This is a genomic window from Streptomyces sp. NPDC044571 (assembly GCF_040647115.1).
Classification (GTDB): domain Bacteria; phylum Actinomycetota; class Actinomycetes; order Streptomycetales; family Streptomycetaceae; genus Streptomyces.
In genome coordinates this window covers 18,274-38,299 of sequence record NZ_JBEZBN010000036.1, presented here as the reverse complement: position 1 = coordinate 38,299, position 20,026 = coordinate 18,274, and the positions used below count along the sequence as shown (strand labels likewise).

Genomic DNA, 20,026 nt, shown 5'->3' with positions numbered 1-20,026 from the left:
CTATACCGCCGACCGGACGTTGACCGGATGACGACGACAGCGACACCTGTCCTGTGGGCGACAAGCCCGGGAGGCACGATTCATGAGTGAGCGAGCTCTCCGCGGTACGCGGCTCGTGGTTACCAGCTACGAGACGGACCGCGGCATCGATCTGGCCCCGCGCCAGGCGGTGGAGTACGCATGCCAGAACGGACATCGATTTGAGATGCCGTTCTCGGTTGAGGCAGAGATTCCGCCGGAGTGGGAGTGCAAGGCGTGCGGCGCCATGGCACTCCTGGTTGACGGGGACGGGCCCGAAGAGAAGAAGGGCAAGCCTGCGCGAACGCACTGGGACATGCTCATGGAGCGGCGCACCCGCGAGGAGCTGGAGGAGGTGCTGGCCGAAAGGCTGGCGGTCCTGCGTTCCGGCGCCATGAACATTGCCGTGCATCCGCGGGACAGCCGCAAGTCCGCCTGACAAGCGGACGGATTCACACACAACAAGCCGAGGGCCCCCGCCACGCATGTGGCGGGGGCCCTCGGCTTGCCGTGTCCCTGCCTCAGGGAGCCAGCGGCGGCCTGTACCCCGTGTCGGGCCGGGCCGCGCCCGGCCGCTGTCCGCCGTCCTCCCGGATGACCTCGCCCTGGACCACCTTGCCGTCCGGGTAGTGGATACGGGCCTGCTGGAAGGCGTCCCCGAAACCGCCCGCGGAGGCCGAGGCCATCCTGCGCTCCAGCGAGCGGGCGAAGCGCCGCCCGACCCATGCCCGCACCGGCGGGATCAGGCAGAGCAGGCCGGCCAGGTCGGAGAGCAGGCCGGGCAGGATGAGCAGCAGACCGGCCAGCATGGTGAGACCGTTGCCGCCGCCCGGCTGCTGGGGGGCGGGCCGGATCCCCTGCTGAGCCTGCTGGAAGGTGCTCGTCAGGTTTCTGAACGCCCGCCGTCCCGCGCGCTTGATGACCACCGCGCCGAGGACGATCCCGCCCGCGATCAGTGCGGCGACGGTCACAGCGCCGGCCGCCTCCGCGACCAGGCTGAGCAGCCAGATCTCCAGGATCAGCCAGACGGCGACCGCCAGGGGCAGGAACGTGCGGGCGGGCGAGCGCCGCCGCGGGGCCGTGGAAGTGGGAACGCCGCTCATCATGCGTCCAGTGTGCCGGGAGCAGCGTAAAAGCGACCTCAGCCGGAGGTGGCGGGCCTCCCCGAGGGACCGTGCCCTCGGTCCTGTCCCGGCCCCGGCCTATCCCCGGCCCTTGGCCTGGCCGTCGTCCTGCCCCTTGGCCTTGTCCTGCCCGGTCAGCTTGGCCGCGTGGGCCTTGAGCCCCCACTGGGTGACCCGCCACAGGGCCTCCACCACGATGTCCTTGCTCATCTTGCTGTCGCCGAACTCCCGCTCGACGAAGGTGATGGGCACTTCCACGACGCGGAAGCCCTGGCGCACGGCCCGCCGGGCCAGGTCGACCTGGAAGCAGTACCCCGCGGAGGCCACCTCGTCCAGGCCCAGCCCCTCCAGCGTCTCGCGCCGGAAGGCCCGGTAGCCGCCGGTCACGTCGCGGATCGGCACGTCCAGCATCAGCCGGGAGTACGTGGAGCCGCCCCGGGAGAGGAACTCCCGGCTCTTGGGCCAGTTCACGACCCGGCCGCCCGGCACCCAGCGCGAGCCCAGGACGAGGTCGGCGCCGGCCAGCGCGGTGAGCAGGCGGGGCAGCTCCTCCGGCTGGTGGGAGCCGTCGGCGTCCATCTCGACGAGCACACCGTAGTCGCGCTCCAGGCCCCAGGCGAAGCCGGCCAGATAGGCGGCGCCGAGGCCCTCCTTGCCCTTGCGGTGCAGGACGTGCACGTGGTCGTCGCCGGCTGCCAGCTCGTCGGCGAGCTTGCCGGTGCCGTCGGGGCTGTTGTCGTCCGCGACCAGGATGTGCGCCTCGGGCACCGCCGCGCGCACGCGGGCGACGATCGGCCCGATGTTCTCCGCCTCGTTGAAGGTGGGGATGATCACCAAGGCCGTGCCGAGCGGTCCGTGGCCTCGCTGTCCGCCTTCGCTCACTGGGTCCGCCTTCGTGTTCTTGTACGTCCTGTCACAGAGGATGACTCTAGAACAGTGGTCGGGGCCCGCGGTCCTTCGGGCCGGTCCGGTCCCCGCTGGCTGCGGATCGCCGTCACCGTTGTCTACTGGACCGCCGGGCCCCGACGCGGGGCCACCTCCCCCGGCTACCTCCCCCAGACCTCGTCCGGGGGGTACCCCAGGGGTGCCCCCACCGGCGAAACCTTCGCTCGCCCCCGAGGCGCGGGCGCGCTGAGCGGACGGATCCGTCCGGTACGGACGTCGTTTGGTGGACCCGGCCGAACCTATCCGGGTCCGGCCGCGCGTACCGAGCCGATGCCCGCCGGATCACCCCTGTGGCCGTACGAATACCTCCCGCCCGCCGACCACGGTGGCCAGGCACACGGGCAGATCCGCGCCGGGGGTCAGGTCGGGCAGTCCGGGGGTGCCGGACCGGGGGTCGGTGGACCAGCGGGCGACCCGGTCGTCCGGGGCCTGCACCACCAGTTCGGTGTTCTCCCACACCGCGTAGTCGGCCGGGGCGCCGGGGACGAGCACGCCCGCGCCGTCACGGCCCAGAGCCCGCCAGCCGCCGCGGGTGTGGGCGGTGAAGGCGGCCCGTACGGAGATCCGGTGCTCGGGGGTGCGGTGGAAGGCGGCCGCCCGGACGGTGCCCCAGGGGTCGAAGGGGGTGACCGGGGCGTCGGAGCCGAAGGCCAGCGGGACACCGGCCTTGAGGAGGGCGGCGAACGGGTTGAGGGTACGGGCGCGCTCCGCGCCGAGACGGTCGGCGTACATACCGTCGTCGCCGCCCCAGGCGGCGTCGAAGGCGGGCTGCACGGATGCGGTGAGGCCGAGGTCGGCGAAGGCGGCGATGGTGGCGGGGGTCATCATCTCGGCGTGCTCGACACGGTGCCGGGCGGCGCGGACGCGGGCGAGGCCGACCTTGTCGGCGGCCGCGCGCACCCCCTCGACGACGGCGGTGAGCGCGGCGTCGCCGATGGCGTGGAAACCGGCCTGCAGGCCCGCTTCGGTGCAGGCGGCGACGTGCTCGGCGATGTCGGCGGCGTCGAGGTAGCCGGTGCCGGTGTGCGGGGCGTCGGCGTACGGGGTGTGCAGGCAGGCGGTGTGGGAGCCGAGGGCTCCGTCGACGAAGAGGTCGCCGGCGGCGCCGATCGCGCCGAGCGCGGCGGCCTGTTCCAGGTCGCGGTCGGCCCAGTAGCCGAAGACGCGCGGCCCGGGCCGTTCGCGGGCGAGGTTGAGCAGGTCGCTGAAGTCCTCGGCGGAGGAGATCCCGGGGCCGCCGCACTCGTGCACGGAGCCGATGCCGAGGGAGGCGGCCCGGTCGAGGGCGGCCTGCTGGGCCTCGGCGCGCTGGGCGGCGGTGACGGCGGAGAGGGCGGCGGTGCGGACGGCGTGGTGGTCGTCGCGGACCAGCGGCTCGTCGCCGCGGACGACGAGGCCGGGGACGAGGTCCAGCAGGGCGGTGGTGACGACGGCGGAGTGCACGTCGATGCGGCTGAGGTAGAGCGGGCGGCCGCCGACGGCCTCGTCGAGCTCCGCGCGGCGGGGGGCGCGGCGCTCGGGCCAGCGGGCGGCGTCCCAGCCGTGGCCGAGGAGCACCCGGTCCGCGGGGCGGCGCTCGGCGTAGGCGCGGACGAGGCGGAGGGCGTCGGCGAGGGAGGCCGCCTCGGAGAGGTCCAGCCCGGTGAGCGCGAGGCCGGCGGCGGTGGTGTGGACGTGGGCGTCGGTGAACGCGGGGGTGACCAGCGCCCCGCCGAGGTCGACCACCTCGTCGACGCCCTGCGCGAAGGCGTCGGCGGCGCCTTCGGAGCCGACCCAGGCGATGTGTCCGCGCTCGACGACCATCGCGGTGGCGAAGGGGTCGGCGGGGCTGTGGACCTCGCCCCCGCGCAGGAGGACGGTGCGTGCGGGGGCGTCTGCTCCGGCGGCGGTGGCGGAGGTGGCGGTGCGGTCAGTCATGGCCCCAGTTTCGCGGGTCGGCCGCCCCCGCTCCGACACGACCCCCCTGCGGGCGGGCGCGGCCCCTGCCGGACGGAGTCCGGCGCAGCGGCCCGAAGCCCGGGAGGCGCCCCGGCGCCGAGCGGTGCGAGGGGCGCGTGAAAGGTCAGACGCGGGGCGGGCGGGCCTCGTACGGGGTGGAGAGGACCACCGTGGTGCGGGTCGAGACGTGGGCCAGGGCACGCAGCCGGCCCAGGAGGTCCTCCAGTTCGAGCGGCGTGGCCACCCGGACCTTGAGGATGTAGTTCTCGTCGCCGGCGACGCTGTGGCAGGCCTCGATCTCCGGTACACCGGCCAGCCGCTCCGCGATGTCGTCGGGCGCGCTCGGGTCGAAGGGCTTCACCGAGATGAAGGCCGTCAGCGGCAGTCCGACGGCCTCGGGGTCGACCACCGCCGCGTACCCGCGGATCACCCCGCGCTGCTCCAGACGGCGTACTCGCTGGTGGACCGCCGACGTGGACAGTCCCGTGGCCTTGCCCAGGTCCGTGTAGCTCATCCGCCCGTCCCGTACGAGCAGATCCACGATCTGGCGGTCCAGCTCCTCCATTGCGCTCATAGCCGCACAACCTACGGCCCAATGCCCCTCCAGGCCCAGTGCTGTCCGCCCACAAGTGGCACCTGCGGCGGGCATGTGACCAAAGCCACAGGGGTATGTACGCGTACGCCGGGATGTCGTGGTTACTCGTGCCGCGCGACGGGAAGTGCTTGCTGTGGCCGAGGCCGTGGGAATGCCCGCCCGGCCCACTCAAGGGGGAGTACATCCATGCAGAACACCCAGCGCGCCGGTCGCACCGAACGGGAGCCTCTGGAACCGGGCGGTTCCGCGTACGGGGACGACGCGGAGTACCTCGACGACACCGAGGGTTTCGACATCCACCACGCGACCTGCCCGGACTGCGGTCAGTCGATCGCCCTGGTGGCGGACGAGGAGTACCTGCCGGAGCACGCGCTCTGCCTGACCCCGTGGAACCCCTTCGGGCTCACGGTGTGCGCGGGTACGGGCCGGCCGGCCGCCGACGCGCTGCCGACCGTGGGCACGGGCGGCGGTGAGGAGGCGCAGGACCTGGAGGTCGTGCTGCTGACCCTGCCGCAGGGGCTGGACTGGCGGACGCAGCCGTTCTCGCACGTGGGCGGCCCCGGCTCGCGGCCGGTGCGGATGCCGGCGCCGACGCTGCTGCCGCAGATGCGGCAGCACGCGCAGGCCGCCTGACCCGAGCACCGGAGCACCCGAGCTCCGGAGCACCGGAGCACCGGGCCGGAGCTACCAGTACGTTCCCTGCACCATCGCCGCGAGGCCGGCGTGGTGCAGGATCAGGCCGTCCGGATCCGCCGGGATCACGACCTCGCCGAAATGCGCCTGCCGGTAGGCGATGCGCAGCATCACGATCCCGTGCCGCAGGGCGGCGTACAGGGTGTGGAACTCCATGTCCCGCGGGGTGTGCCCGGTGAGTTCGGCGTACCGGCGCTCCAGGTCCGTGCGGCGCAGGAAGTCGGGCAGGCCCGGCTGGCCGAAGCCCACCGTGAGGTCCTGGAAGAAGCGGTGCAGGTAGACGGTCCAGCCGAGGTCGACCTCGCGCGGGGCGTAGGCCGCCATCTCCCAGTCGAGGACGGCCACGGGTTCGAAGCCGTCGTAGACGACGTTGCCGATGCGGGCGTCGCCCCAGTTGAGGACGGCGGGGCCCTCGTCTTCGGGCCACAGCTCCTCCAGGCGGTCGAAGGCCCGTTCCAGGAGCGGGGACGGCGCCAGTCCGCGCACCACCCAGGCGTAGTAGGCGCGTTGGTCGTCCACGTGGCGGCGCAGCGGGCTGCCCGCACCCTCCGGGAGGAGGAACTCGGCCTCCTTCGCCGGGAACTGGTCGTGCAGGCGGGCCAGCAGCGAGATGCTGGCCTCCTGGAGCGCGGCGCGTTCGGTGTCGCTCGCGGCGTGCAGCCAGTTGCCCTCGTACGTGTAGGGCATGACGTCGGGCGGCACCCGGCCCTCGGCGCGCGCCATGACGAAGAAGGGCGCTCCGAGCGGTCCGGGGTCCTCCTCCAGCCAGTGCACGCGCGGGACCGGCAGGTCGGTGTGGGCGGCGACCAGGCCCATCACCCGGTGCTGGCGGGCCATGTCGTACGTGGGGAAGACGGTGTACGCGGCCGGGTCGGCGGCGAGCCGCAGGGCGCAGGCCCGTACCGGGGTGTCGGGGTGTTCGATGTCGAAGAGCAGGGTTTCGCTGGACATGCCGTTGGAGGCGGGGACGCGGACGTCCGTCACCTGTGCGCCGGGGAGCCGGGTGTCGAGCCAGGCGGCGAGGCGCCGGCCGAGTTCTTCCGGTTCCCGGGTGGAGGTGCGGGGACGTGGTGCCGGTGCTGCTGCCATGACTGCCCCTTTGCTGCTACTGGGCCACTGAGCCGTAGTCGGTGAAGCCGCTCGGGTCGTGGCGGCCGAAGCTGCCGTGTTCGAAGATGCCGTGGCCGGTCTGCCCGTCGAGGGTGAAGCGGGCGGCGTGGTCGGTGACGCCGAAGGCGGCCATGGGGTGGGCGGCCGGGTCGGAGAGGTCGTAGACGCGGCGGTCGGTCCAACCGCGGCCCTGCCAGCTGCCGTGCTGCCAGTCGGCGGCGGGCGGGTAGCCGGCGCCGACGGCGAGCGGGGAGGAGTTCAGGATCTCGACGCCGAGTTCGAGGGGTTTGCGGGCGGGGTCGGTGAGGTGGACGACCGCGCTCTCGGGGCGGCGGGTGCCGGGGCGGTAGCGGATGTCGGTGTGCGGCCAGCCGAGCTGGACGTCGTTTCGGCCGCTGCCCTCGGGGAAGACCTGGACGGCTTCGCTCAGGGTGCGGTGCCCGTCGGCATCCTCCTGGGCGATGACCATGAGGAAGCGGTCCTCGAAGCGGACCGGGATCCAGAGCCAGTGGAAGCCTTCGGGCCGGTGCTCCTCGGCGGCGCGGCCGCCGTCCTCGCCGGGGATGGGGCGGACGCCCCAGCTGCGGTCGCGGGTGCCGGTCCATTCGCCCGGGGTGAGGGCGAACTGCTCGCCGCGGGCCAGCAGGGTGCCGGTGACGTGGCCGGCCTGGACGAAGCGGCGGCCTTCGAGCATGAGGCGGTCGCCGCGCCGCTGGACGTGGTGCGGCTCCCAGACGGCGGGGAACTCGGCGGTCCAGGTGAGGTCGTAGGAGAGCCCCTGCGGGTCGGCGGGGTCCGCGTCGCACTGGAGGGTGATCCGCTTGAGCGGTTCCTCGACGATGATCCTCAGGGGGCCGACCGAGAGGTGCATGCGGTCGTCGGTGAGGGCGTCGGAGGCCCGCACGGCGAGGAGTTCGTCCCCGAGGCGCAGGGTGGCGTACGCGTCGATGACGCCGGCGTTGGGGTAGACGCCGAGGCCGAGGATGAGGACGGCGCGGCCGGCGTGGTCGAAGACATGGAAGATGCACCGGTCGTAGGCGTTGCGGTCGCCGGTGACCAGGTGCTTCATCGACAAGGACGCCTGGTGGACGGGGTATTCGTCGAGGGGTACGGGTCGGTCCGCGGGCATGGCAAACCTCCTGGGCGGCGCGGCGGCGCGGCGGTGTGCGAGGGCTCGGCGGATATGACGGTACGTCAGAAACCGTTCGGGCGCCCATACTTCCGGCACGTTCTGACAGCTCGGCACGCCCGGCCGGCCACCCGGGGAAGGATCGAACGGAAACCCGCAGGGCAAGGGCGGTTACCCGCGCGGCCGGTGGCGCGTTGGCCCTGCATGACCACGCTTGAAGCTTCCACGCCGCGGACGGGACGTCGCCGCAGGCCGATGCCGCCCGGCTACGAAGAATCGGTTCAGCAGAGACAGCCGGATCCACCGATCTACCGCGCGCTGCTGGCCCGCTGGGCCGACGACGGGCGCACCCTGCCCGGGCGCAGGGACCCCGAGTGGTCCCGCGTCGCCGGCGCCCCCATCTGGCCGAGCGGGCCCCTCTTCGGCGATCAGGCCGGGTCGTGGAGCGAGAGCGGTCCCGCCACCGCCGGACGCACGCCGCAGCGGGCGTAGCGTGCTGCGCTCAGGACGTACGCGACGGAGGCCCGCCCGGCGCCCCGGCCGGGCGGCGGCGAACAGTTCGTTCGGCTCCGCTTCGGACGGGGAGCGGGCGGACCTCCGACGGCAGCGGCGTCAGCGCGACTCGGGTCCGGCGAGGTGGCGGGCGATGACCATGCGCTGGATCTGGTTGGTGCCCTCCACGATCTGGAGCACCTTCGCCTCGCGCATCAGCCGCTCCACCGGGAAGTCCGCGGTGTAGCCGTAGCCGCCGAGGACCTGGACGGCGTCCGTGGTGACGGCCATCGCCGCGTCCGTGCAGAACAGCTTGGCCATCGCGGCCTGCCGGGAGAACGGCTTGCCCGCGTCCCGCAGCCGCGCCGCCGCGAGGTACAGCGCCCGGCCCGCCTCGATCTTGGTGGCCATGTCGGCCAGCATGAAGCGCAGGCCCTGGAAGTCCGCGATGGGGTGGCCGAACTGCTTGCGGTCCAGGGCGTACGCGAGGGCCTCGTCGAGGGCGGCCTGCGCGACGCCGACGGCGCAGGCCGCAATGCCCAGGCGCCCCGCGTCCAGCGCGGCCAGCGCGATGGTGAAGCCCTGGCCCTCCTCGCCGATGCGCCGGCTGTCCGGGACGCGGACGCCGTCGAAGTGCAGCTGGGCGGTGGGCGAGCCCTTCATGCCCATCTTCTTCTCGGGGGCGGCCGCCGTCAGGCCCTCCGCGTCGCCCGGCACCAGGAAGGCCGTGATGCCCTTGGCTCCGTCGCCGCCGGTGCGGGCGAGGACGGTGTAGAAGTCGGCGACGCCGCCGTGGGTGATCCACGCCTTGGTGCCGGTGATGATCCAGTCGTCGCCGTCGCGCACCGCCTTGGTGGTCAGCGAGGCGGCGTCGGAGCCCGAGGAGGGTTCGGAGAGGCAGTAGGCACCGAGCAGGCCACCGCCGAGCATGTCCGGCAGGTGGGCGCTGCGCTGCTCCTTGGTGCCGTAGCCGGCCAGGCCGTGGCAGGCGAGGGAGTGCACGCTGACGCCGAGGCCGACGGTCAGCCGCGCCGCGGCGAGCTCCTCCAGGACCTGGAGGTAGACCTCGTACGGCTGTTCGCCGCCGCCGAACTCACCCGCGTACGGAAGTCCCAGCAGACCGGCCTCGGACAACAGGGTGAAGATCGCACGGGGGAACGTGCCCGCGTCCTCCTCCTCGGCGGCCGTGGGGCGGATCTCCCTCTGCGCGATCTCGCGCACAAGTGCGAGGAGGTCCCGGGACTCCTCGGTGGGCAGCTGTCGGTCCACCGGCTGCGGGGCGCGGTCGTTCATGGCGGCGCTCTCCTCCCTCGTCGGGCACGGCGGCGACGCGCGAGGTGTGGGGCGCGCCGCCGGATCTCGGTGCTCTCACAGCCGATACTGCCCTCCCGGGTCGCGGAAGGAGCAGTTCAGGGGCTGCGGCGGCTTGAGTATGCCCGATCGGTGCCGTCCCGTCACCGGGGCAAGATCACTCGCCCGACCGAACGGCCTTTCGGGAGCGGACGGGGCCGGACACACCGGCACGAACCGCATCCGGAGAGGGGGTCAGAGCCAGCCGACCTGGGTCACGAACATGGCCACGACGACCACGAGCGTCCAGCCGAGCACGTGCTCGACCCAGGCGGAGGAGTCCTTGGGGCCGCCGGTCCCGACGAGGTTGCGGGCGCGGGCGGTGACGGTGGCGGTGTATGCGGTCATGCGGACCAATGTGACAGCGTATGCGGCTTTCACGGTAGAGACGAGGCTCACGGGTGGCGCGAATCACGTGGCCGGGCCCCGGCCGTCTCGCGGTCGGGGCCCGGCGTTCCGGGTGTCGAGCGGGGTGTCAGCGGGCGGTGCGGCCGACGCGGTTGCGGCCCGCCATGGCGGCCATGGCCAGGGCGAGCAGGCATGCGACGATGCCCGTGATGATGTTGTTGACCACGGTGCGGGTCGTGTCGACGTTGCCCGCGATGACCCAGGGAGCCACGATCGTCCAGGCGCCGATGGCCAGAGCCGTCCAGGCCATCGCGTGGGTGCGTTCGTAGGCCGAGCCGAGACCGCTCATGCACAGGCAGTACGCCAGACCTGCGATCAGGTTGTTGACGGTCAGCGCGGTCAGCACACTGAACCCGGCGATCCACGGCGAGGCCGCCAGGTACAGGCCGGTGATGAGAGCCAGCGCCTCCACGGCCTGGGCGGCCGGGGTGCTGGTGACCCGCTCGAACCGCGTACGCATCTCGGCGAGGTCGGGGTGGTGTTCGATGCTGCTGTGGGTGGTCATGGGGGCCGCCTCCTGTAGAAGACTTATAAGCCCTTTACCCCCTTATGTTCGCCTTATCCCGATTTACGGTCAATGCAGGTCCGGTCTTTCCTCACAGCACGCCGGCCGACCGCAGCGCCTGGATCTGGGCCTGGCTCGGGCGGGCCGGGGCGTAGAGGTAGCAGATGCCGCCGGAACCCGAGACGGTCTTGCCCGCCGCGTCGTGCCGCTTGGTGCGCAGCCACACGTTCTCCCACTCCCGGCGCCGGTAGACACGGCGGACGGAGGGGTTGTCGGGCGAGTTCGGGTCGTTGGCGATCACGTCCCCGGCCGCGGTGAAGCCGATGACGGTCATCAGGTGGCCCGACGTGCCGTAGCCCGCCCCGGTGAGCTCCTCGGCGCGGAAGGATTGCGAGGTGATCACCGGGATTCCGGCCGCAATCAGGGCCTCCAGGTCGTTGAGGGAGCCGAGCCGGGTGACCACGCCCGCGAACCCGGGATAGGTCGCGGCGTAGGCGGCGTTGAAGGGCCAGTTCCCGCAGCCCTTGAACGCCCAGTCGTAGGTGGACCGGGCCGCGTGGCAGACCTGGGGGTCGGCGTAGGAGGGGTTGACCCAGGCGAGGTCCCGGGCGGCGGGCCGCAGACCCCAGGACTCGATGATCATCTGGGAGGAGGTGGGGCTGCACCACGCCTCGCCGCCGTTGTCGTACTCGGGGTACTGGCCGACGTGGAGCTCCTGCGAGTACCGCGGGACCTTCAGCTCGCGGGCCGGGCGGGAGGGGGTGGAGGCGGGAACGGTGAACCGGTCCGGTACGTCGGAGGCCATGGCCCCGGCCAGCCAGACCGTCGGCCCCGCGACCGCGCCGCCCGGGGTGCGGTACAGGGTCAGGCGCAGCTGCCAGGCCTCGATCCGCAGGCCGCCGGCCTTGGCCGGGGCGTCGACGGCCAGGGTGTCGGTCCACACGGTGGAGCGGCCGTCGGTCTGGCCGTTCACGGAGGTGCGCCGGATGTCGCCGTCGCCGGAGGCCCAGCGGCCCATCACGTACCACGGCGTGGCCGTGCCGTCGGTGTACGTGCCGCGCACCTCGGTCTGGATCCAGCTGCCCGCGGGGGTGTGCGCGTTCCAGGAGGCGATGATCTCGGAGGCGGGGACGGTCGAGTGGTGCACCGGGGAGGTCCAGGTCGCGTACTCCCAGGTGCTCTTCTTCCCGGTGTGCGGGTCGGCGTACTCGGTCCGGCCGGCCGGCGTCCCGATCCGCACGCCGGGACGGGTACCGGAGACGGCGGCGGTCCCCCGGTGGGTGCCGGCCCGCCAGTGCGAGTCCGTGAACCAGAACCGGTTGTCGACGGCCTTGCCGACGGCTCCGGCTCCGGCTCCGGTCGGGCGGCCCGAGTCCGGGCCGGCGGGGGCCGCGCCGTTGCCGGACACGGCGTTACCGGGCAGGCTGGTGCCGGACACGGCGGTACCGGACGTGGCGGTACGGGCCTGTGCCCTGCCACCGGGAACGGCGGCGGCGGTGGCAGCCGCGAGGGCGATCGCGAGCAGGGCCCGGCGGGGCGTGGGTGCGGTCATCGAGGCGGTCCCCCGGAGTCGGTCGGGTGCGGTGTTGCCGGTCGGCTTTCCCAGCCTTACAGTTCCCGGCAGCCGGACGGTGAAGCCGCGGGCGTGTCGGGGTCATACCCTGACCGGGTGGAGTCACAGCAGTCACCGGCACCCTCACCGCTCCTCGTCCGGCCGCAGCCCCTGGAGCGGCTCGCGCACGAGATCAGCGGCCTGCCGCCCTCGCTCGGCCCGGTCAGGCTGATCGGCATCGACGGCCACGCCGGCTCGGGCAAGAGCACCTTCGCGGGGCACCTCGCCGCGGCCCTGGGCGGGGCGCCCGTACTGCACCTGGACGACGTGGCCACCCACGAGGAGCTCTTCGACTGGCCGGAGCGGCTGCGCGCGCAAGTGCTGGAGCCGCTCGCCGCCGGGCGGGCCGCCCGCTGGGCCCCGTACGACTGGGTGGAGCGCCGCTTCGGCCCGGAACGGGTCCTGGAGCCCGCGCCCGTGCTGCTCGTCGAGGGGGTCGGGGCGGGGCGGCGGCTGCTGCGCCCGCACCTGGCGCGGCTGCTGTGGATGGAGACACCGCGCGCGCAGTCCTGGGGGCGCGGACGACACCGGGACGGGCGTGAACTTTCCGACTTCTGGGACGGGTGGGAGCGCGCAGAGCTCGCGCACTTCTCGGATGATCCTTCGCGCCCCTTCGCCGACACGCTGGTACGCCAGAGCAGTACGGGATACGAGTGGACTTCCGGGACGGCTGGGACGACGGGACAGCCGAGTTCCGTCACGGAAGGTAACGAACTCCCCCGGGCCTGAGCGGCCTCCGGAATCCGGCCGCGCGGGCCTTCACCGACGTGCTTGACCTGGGCCCCGCACCGGCCTTACGTTCTCAATGCGCGGTCTTTCCAGGCTGCCGCAGACGCGAAGCCCCCGATTGTTCCCCCGTGATCGGGGGCTTCGTTCTGCCCCCGCCGCCTCCCGGGCGGCCGCCGCTCGCGGCACTCCTCCCCGAAATCTTCACCCTGTGTCACCTCGCCGCCGTCCGGGGCTCGGCGGGTCCGCGCCTCCCGCACCCTGGGTAAGGTGCGTCCCCGCAGGTACGATGCACCCCTGGTTTCATCGGCGCGGTGGACAACTCGCGGGCTCGATCCGGGGGTTGCCGGGCAACACGGGGCAGGCTTGTGGGGGATGTGATGGATTTCGCCGCGCCGGGCAGTACGCACGCCCCGGCCGAACTCGCCTGGCTGCGCGGGGTGGACGCCTGCACGATGGGTGCCTATCCGCAGGCCGAGGAGGAGTTCCGGACGGCCGTACGGCTGGATCCCGCGATGGCCGACGCCTGGCTGGGCCTGCACGCCCTCCGGGTGGACACCACGAACGCGTTATTACGCATGTACGCCCATCGGGACCGCTTCGGCGAGCAGCGGGCCCGCCACCGCCGCACGCTGAACTCCTGGTACTGGCTCGGTTGGTGGGTCCAGCCCGTACTGGAGAGCCGCCGGGACCTGCTGCTGGCCCACGCCTCGCACTGGCTGGACGGCCGCCACGTGCCCGAGCTGGACCAGGCGCTGGCCGCGCTGCCGCCGGTGGACACCGATGCGCAGGTACGTTTCCTGCACGCCTGCCGGGCTTATCTGGTCAAGGACTGGGAGCAGCTGGTCCGGCACACCGAACCGCTGGTGGACGATCCGCTGCTCGGCATCGAGGCGGGCCTCTTCGGCGGAATGGCCCGGGTCCGGCTGGAGATGTACGGACAGGCCGAACCGATGCTGTCCGCGGCGCTGATGCGGTGCCGCAGCGAGCAGCCGCAGCGCAAGGAGCTGCGGTACTGGCTGGCGCGGGCGCACGAGGGGACCGGGCGCAGTGCGGCGGCGCTGCCGCTGTACCGGGCGGTGCACCGGGTGGACCCGGCGTTCATGGACACGGCGGCGCGGCTGACGGCGATCGAGGACAGCGAGGACGCCGACGGGTACGCCGGATACGCCGGGCATGCGGCGGACACCGGCTACGCCGGGCACGGCCTGACCTCGCTCGGTGGGGATTTCGCCGCGGTGGCGCCGGGCGGCGCCCCGGTCCAGGACATCGCGGCGGACGGCCAGGCGGAGCCGGACCCGCTGCTGTCGCCGGAGCCGCCGGACCCGCGGTTCGGGGCGCCCGCCACGGGCCGGGTGGAGGACGTACGGCGGAAGGCGCCCGTCCCGCCGCAGACGGCGCCCGGGGGGCTGCCGGCCGGGCCGTCCGACCCGGAGCTGCTGGCCCGGGCGCTGTCCGAGCTGGAGCGGATGGTGGGCTTGGAGCCGGTGAAGCGTCAGGTGAAGGCCCTGTCGGCGCAGTTGCACATGGCGCGGCTGCGGGCCGGTCAGGGGCTGCCGGTGCAGCCGCCGAAGCGGCACTTCGTGTTCTCGGGGCCGTCCGGTACCGGCAAGACGACCGTGGCGCGGATCCTGGGCCGGGTCTTCTACGCGCTCGGCCTGCTGGGCGGGGACCACCTGGTGGAGGCCCAGCGGGCCGATCTGGTGGGCGAGTTCCTGGGTCAGACCGCCGTCAAGGCCAATGAGCTGATCGATTCCGCGATCGGCGGGGTGCTGTTCGTGGACGAGGCGTACAGCCTGTCCAACTCCGGGTACAGCAAGGGCGACGCGTACGGGGACGAGGCCCTGCAGGTGCTGCTGAAGCGGGCGGAGGACAACCGGGACCGCCTGGTGGTGATCCTCGCGGGCTATCCGGCCGGGATGGACCGGCTGCTCGCCACCAATCCGGGGCTGTCCTCGCGGTTCACCACGCGGGTGGACTTCCCGAGCTACCGGCCGCCCGAGCTGACCGCGATCGGCGGGGTCCTGGCGGAGGCGAACGGGGACCGCTGGGACGAGGAGGCCCTGGAGGAGCTGCGCAGCATCAGCGGGCACGTGGTGGAGCAGGGCTGGATCGACGAGCTGGGCAACGGCCGCTTCCTGCGCACCCTGTACGAGAAGAGCTGCGCCTACCGGGACCTGCGGCTGGCGGGCTTCGCCGGCGAGCCGTCCCGGGACGATCTGGCGACGCTGCGGCTGCCGGACCTGATGCAGGCGTACGGGGAGGTCCTGTCGGGCCGGGGCCCGCAGGACCGGGGCCGCCCGGAGCCCCCGCCGCTGTGAGCGCGGCGGCGGCCCGGGCGACCCCGGCGGACCGGCCGGGCGGGGTCAGCCCGCCATCGCCCCGTCCCGGCGGGGCGGGCGCAGGGCCGCCGCGACGGCCCTGCGGTGCGCGGGGTCGCGCACCTCGCCGACGAGCATCTCCAGGACGTCCTCCAGGGCGACCAGGCCCAGCACGCGTCCGGCCGGGTCGGCGACCTGCGCCAAATGGGTGGCGTCCCGCCGCATGACGCTGAGCGCGTCGTCGAGCGGGAGGGTGGAGGACAGGGTGGTCATCCGGCGCCAGACCCGCTGGGGCACGGCCCGCTCCCGCTCCTCCAGGTCCAGCACGTCCTTGACGTGCAGGTAGCCCATGAAGGCGCCGTTCTCTGAGCGGACGGGGAAGCGGGAGTAGCCCGTACGGACGGTGAGCTGCTCGATCTGGCGCGGGGTGGCCGAGGGCCCGACCGTGACGAGCCGTTCCCGTGCGAGCAGCACGTCGGTGACCGGGCGGCTGCCGAGCTCCAGGGCGTCCTCCAGCCGTTCCTGCTCACCCGGGTCCAGGAGTCCCGCCTGCCGGGAGTCCTCGACGAGCCGGCCGAGCTGGGCGCTGGTGTAGACGGCTTCGACCTCGTCCTTCGGCTCGACCTTGAACAGGCGGAGCACGAAGTGCGCGCACGCGCCGAGCGCGGTGGTGACGGGCCCGCACAGCCGGGCGAACGCGACCAGGCCGGGGCTGAACCAGAGCGCGGTGCGCTCGGGGGCGGCCATGGCCAGGTTCTTGGGCACCATCTCGCCGATGACCAGGTGCAGGAACACCACGGCGGCGAGGGCGAAGGCGTAACCGAGGGGGTGGATCAGCCCCGGCGGGACGCGGACGGCGTGGAAGAGGGGCTCCAGCAGGCTGGCCACGGTCGGCTCGGCGACCGCACCGAGGGTCAGCGAGCACACGGTGATGCCGAACTGGGCCGCGGCCATCATCCGGGGCAGGTTCTCCAGGCCGTACAGCACCTGGCGGGCCCGCTTGGAGGAGGCGGCCAGCGGCTCGATCTGGCTGCGCCGGACGGAGACGAGGGCGAACTCGGCGCCGACGAAGAAGCCGTTCGCGAGGACCAGCAGCAGGGCGAACAGCAGTTGCAGGGCGTTCATCGGACGGCCGCCTCCACGTCGCCGCGCAGAGCCGGGGCCGGCTGCCCGGCGCCGCCGTGCGGGTGTGCCGCGGGGCGGGCGGCCGGAGACACGGCCGGCCCGGGGTGCGGGGCGGGTACGAGCCGGACCAGCCGGACCCGTTCGGCCCGGTAGCGGCGGACCTGGCGGACGGAGAGCTTCCAGCCGGGGAGTTCGGCCCGGTCCCCGGGGGCGGGGATGCGGCCGAGCAGATCGGCGACGAGGCCGGCGACGGTCTCGTACGGGCCTTCGGGCACCTCCAGGCCTATCCGGCGCAGGGTGTGCACCCGGCAGCTGCCGTCGGCCTCCCAGGAGGGGCGGCCGTCCTCGGCGGGGACGGCGGCCAGCTCGGGGGTCTCGTTCTCGGCGAAGTCGTGCTCGTCGCGGACCTCGCCGACGAGCTCCTCGACGATGTCCTCCAGGGTGACCACGCCGGCGGTGCCGCCGTACTCGTCCACGACCACGGCCATGGGCTGTTCGCTGCGCAGCCGCTCCAGCAGCGGCTGCACCGGCAGGGAGCCGGGCACCCGCAGCGGGGCGACGCAGATCCGGCTGACGGTGGTGCGGGCGCGTTCGGACTCGGGCACGGCGAGGGCGTCCTTGAGGTGGACGACGCCGGTGATCTCGTCGATGCGCTCGCGGTAGACCGGGAAGCGGGACAGGCCGGTGGCGCGGGTCAGGTTGAGCACGTCGGCCGCGGTGGCCGTGTGCATCAGGGCGCTGACCTTCACCCGGGGGGTCATGACGTGCTGGGCCGTGAGCTCGCCCAGCGACAGGGTGCGGACGAAGAGGTCGGCGGTGTCCTGTTCGAGGGCGCCGGCCTGGGCCGAATGGCGGACCAGGGAGACCAGTTCGCCCGGGGTGCGGGCGGAGGCCATCTCCTCGGCCGGTTCCACGCCGAGCGCCCGCACGAGCCGGTTGGCGACGGCGTTGAGCGCGGCGATGACGGGCCGGAAGGCGCGGGAGAAGACCTGCTGCGGGCCGGCGACGACCCGGGCCACCTGGAGGGGCCGGGAGACGGCCCAGTTCTTCGGGACGAGCTCGCCGACGACCATCTGGACGGCGGAGGCGAGCAGCATGCCGATGAACACGGCGATGCCGGAGACGGCTCCCGCAGGCAGTCCGGTCGCGGCGAGCGGCCCGGTCAGCAGGGCGGCGAGGGCCGGTTCGGCGAGCATGCCGACGACCAGTGAGGTGATGGTGATGCCGAGCTGGGTGCCCGAGAGCTGGAAGGACAGCTCCCGCAGGGCCTCGACCACCGTGCGGGCACGGCGGTCACCCTCGGCTGCGGCGCGCTCGGCCTCGGGTCTCTCGACGGTGACGAGGCCGAATTCGGCTGCCACGAAGAAACCGTTGGCGAGGATCAGGGCGAAGGCCGCCACGAGCAGGAGTAGCGGGATGGTCATGCCGCCGCCTCCGCGGGGAGGGCGGCGCGGGTACTACCGGACGATCCGTCCATTGCTGGAAGGAGTCACTCCTCTGGTTGCAGGTGCCCACGGGCCACGAGGTCCCGGGGCCGGTGGGAGGGCGCACGGCTGCGCCCCGCCACCAGGGTAGTCATTGAGATCGCCGCCGCAATGGGACGCAGCGGTGTTCCGTCGGCCCGGCGGCCGGCTCGAAGCCCGCTCAGAAGGGGTTCGAAGCCGGCACGAGCCCGGCGCGGCGGCGGCTCAGCGGTCGTGGGGGCCGGTGCCCCGGGCCTCGGCGAGGGCGCGCAGGGCGCGGGCGTCGCCGATGGCCTGCTGCCGGGCCACCCCGGGCTGGATGCCGAGGGCGGGCAGGCTGGTGCCGTCGCTCAGGTCCAGGAACACCCAGGGGTCGCCCGGGCGGAGGTTGACGCGCAGGATCTGCGCCCACTCCAGGCGGCGGGTGGTGGTGAGGTTGACGACGGTGACGCCCGTCTCGTCCGCGACGACCTTGGGGCGGCTGAGCAGGACGAGCACGGAGGTCAGCAGGACGGCGGTGAAGACGAAGCTGATCCGTTCGCCGGGGCTGAGGTTCTCCAGCAGGAAGGCGATCGCCGTGATGGTGGCGAACACGGCAAGTCCGGTGCCCAGCAGGACGGCCCGCGTGCGGGTCGGCCGGAAGGTGACCGGCAGGGCGGGCGGTGCGGGCTGGGCGGTGGACTCGGCCATGGTGCTGGTGTTGCCTTCTTCAGGTGGCGTACGGATCGGCGGCAGGCGTACGGGTCACAGGCGGCAGGCGTGGATCGAGGTGGTGAGGATCGCGCGCGCGCCGAGCTCGTACAGGTCGTCCATGATCCGCTGTGCTTCCTTGGCGGGAACCATGGCGCGGACGGCGACCCAGCCCTCGTTGTGCAGCGGGGAGACGGTCGGCGACTCCAGGCCCGGGGTGAGGGCGACCGCGCGCTCCAGGTGCTCGGCGCGGCAGTCGTAGTCCATCATCACGTAGCTGCGGGCCACCAGGACGCCCTGGAGGCGGCGCAGGAACTGCTGGGCCTGCGGGTTCTCGGCGTCGGTGCCGTTGCCGCGGATGACCACGGCCTCCGAGGTGAGGATCGGCTCGCCGATGACCTCCAGGCCGGCATTGCGCAGGCTGGTGCCGGTCTCGACGACGTCCGCGATGATCTGGGCGACGCCGAGCTGGATGGCGGTCTCCACGGCGCCGTCCAGGTGCACGACGGAGGCGTCGATCCCGAGGTCGGCGAGGTGCTTGGCGACGATTCCCTCGTACGAGGTAGCGATCGTCATGCCCTGGAAGTCCTCGGGGCCCTTCGCGGTGCCGGGCTTGGTGGCGTAGCGGAAGGTGGAGCGGCCGAAGTTCAGCGGCAGGATCTCCTCGGCGCTGGCGCCGGAGTCGAGCAGCAGGTCCCGGCCGGTGATGCCGATGTCGAGCTTGCCGGAGGAGACGTAGATCGCGATGTCCTTGGGGCGGAGGTAGAAGAACTCCACCTCGTTCTCGGGGTCGACGACCACGAGTTCCTTGGACTCCTTGCGCTGGCGGTAGCCGGCCTCATGGAGCATCGCCGACGCCGGTCCGGAGAGTGAACCCTTGTTGGGGACGGCGATGCGCAGCATGGGGATTCCTCGGGTGCGTAGGTGCGATGGGTGGGTTCGGGCGGGGGCCCGTGGACGAGCTCCGGCCTAGAGGTGCGCGTAGACGTCGTCGAGGGAGATCCCGCGCGCCACCATCATCACCTGGACGTGGTACAGCAGCTGGGAGATCTCTTCGGCGGCGGCTTCCTTGCCCTCGTACTCGGCGGCCATCCAGACCTCTGCGGCCTCCTCGACGACCTTCTTGCCGATGGCGTGGACGCCCTTGCCCACGAGTTCGGCGGTACGGGAGGTGCTGGGGTCGCCATTGGCGGCCTTGAGCTGGAGCTCGGTGAAGAGCTCTTCGAAGGTCTTGGAGGATTCGTTCGCCATGATGGTCCTCAGAATAAGGGGTCCCCCGCCGCCACTCAGCGCCAGGGTTCGCTGACGGTCCGCAGGGTCATGGCGGTGGAGACGGCGGCGGTGACCGCTTCGTGCCCCTTGTCCTCGTTCGACCCTTCGAGTCCGGCGCGGTCCAGCGCCTGCTCGTCGTTGTCGCAGGTCAGGACGCCGAAGCCGACGGGGACTCCGGTGTCGATCGACACCTGTACCAGGCCCTGGGTGACGCCCTGGCAGACGTAGTCGAAGTGCGGGGTGCCGCCGCGGATGACCACTCCGAGGGCGACGATGGCATCGTAACCGCGACCGGCCAGTACCTTCGCCACGACCGGGAGCTCGAAGCTGCCGGGGACGCGCAGCAGGGTGGGCTCGTCGATGCCCAGTTCGTGCAGGGCGCGCAGGGCGCCGTCGACGAGCCCGTCCATGACCTTCTCGTGCCACTGCGCCGCGATCACGGCGACCCGGAGGTCGCCGCAGTTCTTCACGCTCAGTTCGGGTGCGCCCTTGCCGCTCACAGCTCTGCTC

At 72.9% G+C, this 20,026-nt stretch carries 21 protein-coding genes; 5 read left to right on the top strand and 16 right to left on the bottom strand.

Going from position 1 to position 20,026, the window contains the following annotated elements; genetic code table 11:
* Window positions 1-82 precede the first annotated feature (82 nt).
* The gene (locus tag AB0B01_RS20215; protein ID WP_007262928.1) at window positions 83-457 is read left to right on the top strand and encodes an RNA polymerase-binding protein RbpA; all 375 of its coding nucleotides are present in this window, start codon (window positions 83-85) and stop codon (window positions 455-457) included.
* 82 nt (window positions 458-539) lie between these two features.
* Here the strand turns inward: AB0B01_RS20215 and fxsA are convergent, their stop codons facing one another.
* The 4 genes from fxsA to AB0B01_RS20195 form a co-directional block, all read right to left on the bottom strand.
* Window positions 540-1,124: an FxsA family membrane protein gene (gene fxsA, locus AB0B01_RS20210; protein ID WP_361720572.1), complete on the bottom strand. Its 585-nt coding sequence runs from the start codon at window positions 1,122-1,124 to the stop codon at window positions 540-542.
* A gap of 96 nt (window positions 1,125-1,220) precedes the next feature.
* Complete coding sequence (locus AB0B01_RS20205) at window positions 1,221-2,024, bottom strand: polyprenol monophosphomannose synthase (RefSeq protein WP_361720569.1); 804 nt, start codon at window positions 2,022-2,024, stop codon at window positions 1,221-1,223.
* A gap of 345 nt (window positions 2,025-2,369) precedes the next feature.
* A complete protein-coding gene (locus AB0B01_RS20200) occupies window positions 2,370-4,004 on the bottom strand; it encodes an amidohydrolase (protein ID WP_361720566.1) in 1,635 nt (544 codons plus the stop codon).
* A gap of 145 nt (window positions 4,005-4,149) precedes the next feature.
* Window positions 4,150-4,590, bottom strand: coding sequence for an Lrp/AsnC family transcriptional regulator (locus AB0B01_RS20195; RefSeq protein ID WP_030240692.1), 441 nt, complete (start codon window positions 4,588-4,590; stop codon window positions 4,150-4,152).
* A 216-nt stretch (window positions 4,591-4,806) separates the two neighbouring features.
* Between AB0B01_RS20195 and AB0B01_RS20190 the strand changes: the two genes are divergently transcribed.
* Window positions 4,807-5,253 carry a hypothetical protein gene (locus AB0B01_RS20190; protein WP_361720563.1) on the top strand — a complete coding sequence of 149 codons (447 nt, stop codon included), beginning with the start codon at window positions 4,807-4,809 and terminating at the stop codon, window positions 5,251-5,253.
* A gap of 51 nt (window positions 5,254-5,304) precedes the next feature.
* On the opposite strand, the gene AB0B01_RS20185 is transcribed toward AB0B01_RS20190, so the two are convergent.
* Both AB0B01_RS20185 and AB0B01_RS20180 read right to left on the bottom strand, forming a co-directional pair.
* A complete protein-coding gene (locus AB0B01_RS20185) occupies window positions 5,305-6,402 on the bottom strand; it encodes a phosphotransferase family protein (protein WP_361720560.1) in 1,098 nt (365 codons plus the stop codon).
* Window positions 6,403-6,418: 16 nt separating this feature from the next.
* On the bottom strand, window positions 6,419-7,552 hold the full coding sequence (locus AB0B01_RS20180; protein WP_361720557.1) for a hypothetical protein: 1,134 nt from the start codon (window positions 7,550-7,552) through the stop codon (window positions 6,419-6,421).
* A 255-nt stretch (window positions 7,553-7,807) separates the two neighbouring features.
* On the opposite strand from AB0B01_RS20180, the gene AB0B01_RS20175 reads away from it, so the two are divergent.
* The gene (locus AB0B01_RS20175; protein WP_361720658.1) at window positions 7,808-8,044 is read left to right on the top strand and encodes a hypothetical protein; all 237 of its coding nucleotides are present in this window, start codon (window positions 7,808-7,810) and stop codon (window positions 8,042-8,044) included.
* A gap of 120 nt (window positions 8,045-8,164) precedes the next feature.
* Here the strand turns inward: AB0B01_RS20175 and AB0B01_RS20170 are convergent, their stop codons facing one another.
* The 4 genes from AB0B01_RS20170 to AB0B01_RS20155 form a co-directional block, all read right to left on the bottom strand.
* Window positions 8,165-9,337, bottom strand: coding sequence for an acyl-CoA dehydrogenase family protein (locus AB0B01_RS20170; RefSeq protein WP_361720554.1), 1,173 nt, complete (start codon window positions 9,335-9,337; stop codon window positions 8,165-8,167).
* A gap of 252 nt (window positions 9,338-9,589) precedes the next feature.
* On the bottom strand, window positions 9,590-9,742 hold the full coding sequence (locus AB0B01_RS20165) for an SCO1431 family membrane protein (RefSeq protein WP_361720551.1): 153 nt from the start codon (window positions 9,740-9,742) through the stop codon (window positions 9,590-9,592).
* Window positions 9,743-9,869: 127 nt separating this feature from the next.
* A complete protein-coding gene (locus AB0B01_RS20160; RefSeq protein ID WP_361720548.1) occupies window positions 9,870-10,307 on the bottom strand; it encodes an SPW repeat protein in 438 nt (145 codons plus the stop codon).
* A 91-nt stretch (window positions 10,308-10,398) separates the two neighbouring features.
* Complete coding sequence (locus AB0B01_RS20155; protein WP_361720545.1) at window positions 10,399-11,859, bottom strand: peptidase C39 family protein; 1,461 nt, start codon at window positions 11,857-11,859, stop codon at window positions 10,399-10,401.
* A gap of 171 nt (window positions 11,860-12,030) precedes the next feature.
* Between AB0B01_RS20155 and AB0B01_RS20150 the strand changes: the two genes are divergently transcribed.
* Together AB0B01_RS20150 and AB0B01_RS20145 are read left to right on the top strand one after the other, a co-directional pair.
* Window positions 12,031-12,648: a hypothetical protein gene (locus AB0B01_RS20150; protein WP_361720655.1), complete on the top strand. Its 618-nt coding sequence runs from the start codon at window positions 12,031-12,033 to the stop codon at window positions 12,646-12,648.
* 377 nt (window positions 12,649-13,025) lie between these two features.
* On the top strand, window positions 13,026-14,966 hold the full coding sequence (locus AB0B01_RS20145; protein WP_361720542.1) for an AAA family ATPase: 1,941 nt from the start codon (window positions 13,026-13,028) through the stop codon (window positions 14,964-14,966).
* A 45-nt stretch (window positions 14,967-15,011) separates the two neighbouring features.
* Here AB0B01_RS20145 and AB0B01_RS20140 read toward each other — a convergent pair whose 3' ends face one another.
* The 6 genes from AB0B01_RS20140 to ribH all read right to left on the bottom strand — a co-directional run bounded on the left by AB0B01_RS20140 (window position 15,012) and on the right by ribH (window position 20,016).
* A complete protein-coding gene (locus tag AB0B01_RS20140) occupies window positions 15,012-16,091 on the bottom strand; it encodes a hemolysin family protein (protein WP_361720538.1) in 1,080 nt (359 codons plus the stop codon).
* Window positions 16,088-17,515 carry a hemolysin family protein gene (locus AB0B01_RS20135; RefSeq protein WP_361720535.1) on the bottom strand — a complete coding sequence of 476 codons (1,428 nt, stop codon included), beginning with the start codon at window positions 17,513-17,515 and terminating at the stop codon, window positions 16,088-16,090. The genes AB0B01_RS20140 and AB0B01_RS20135 overlap by 4 nt, the downstream gene beginning before the upstream one ends.
* A 264-nt stretch (window positions 17,516-17,779) precedes the next feature.
* Window positions 17,780-18,244, bottom strand: a complete 465-nt coding sequence (locus AB0B01_RS20130; protein ID WP_361720532.1) for a PH domain-containing protein — start codon at window positions 18,242-18,244, stop codon at window positions 17,780-17,782.
* A gap of 54 nt (window positions 18,245-18,298) precedes the next feature.
* Window positions 18,299-19,147 carry an ATP phosphoribosyltransferase gene (hisG, locus tag AB0B01_RS20125; RefSeq protein WP_361720529.1) on the bottom strand — a complete coding sequence of 283 codons (849 nt, stop codon included), beginning with the start codon at window positions 19,145-19,147 and terminating at the stop codon, window positions 18,299-18,301.
* A gap of 66 nt (window positions 19,148-19,213) precedes the next feature.
* Window positions 19,214-19,495 carry a phosphoribosyl-ATP diphosphatase gene (locus AB0B01_RS20120; RefSeq protein ID WP_361720526.1) on the bottom strand — a complete coding sequence of 94 codons (282 nt, stop codon included), beginning with the start codon at window positions 19,493-19,495 and terminating at the stop codon, window positions 19,214-19,216.
* A 35-nt stretch (window positions 19,496-19,530) separates the two neighbouring features.
* A complete protein-coding gene (gene ribH / locus AB0B01_RS20115) occupies window positions 19,531-20,016 on the bottom strand; it encodes a 6,7-dimethyl-8-ribityllumazine synthase (RefSeq protein ID WP_007262951.1) in 486 nt (161 codons plus the stop codon).
* Window positions 20,017-20,026 lie beyond the last annotated feature (10 nt).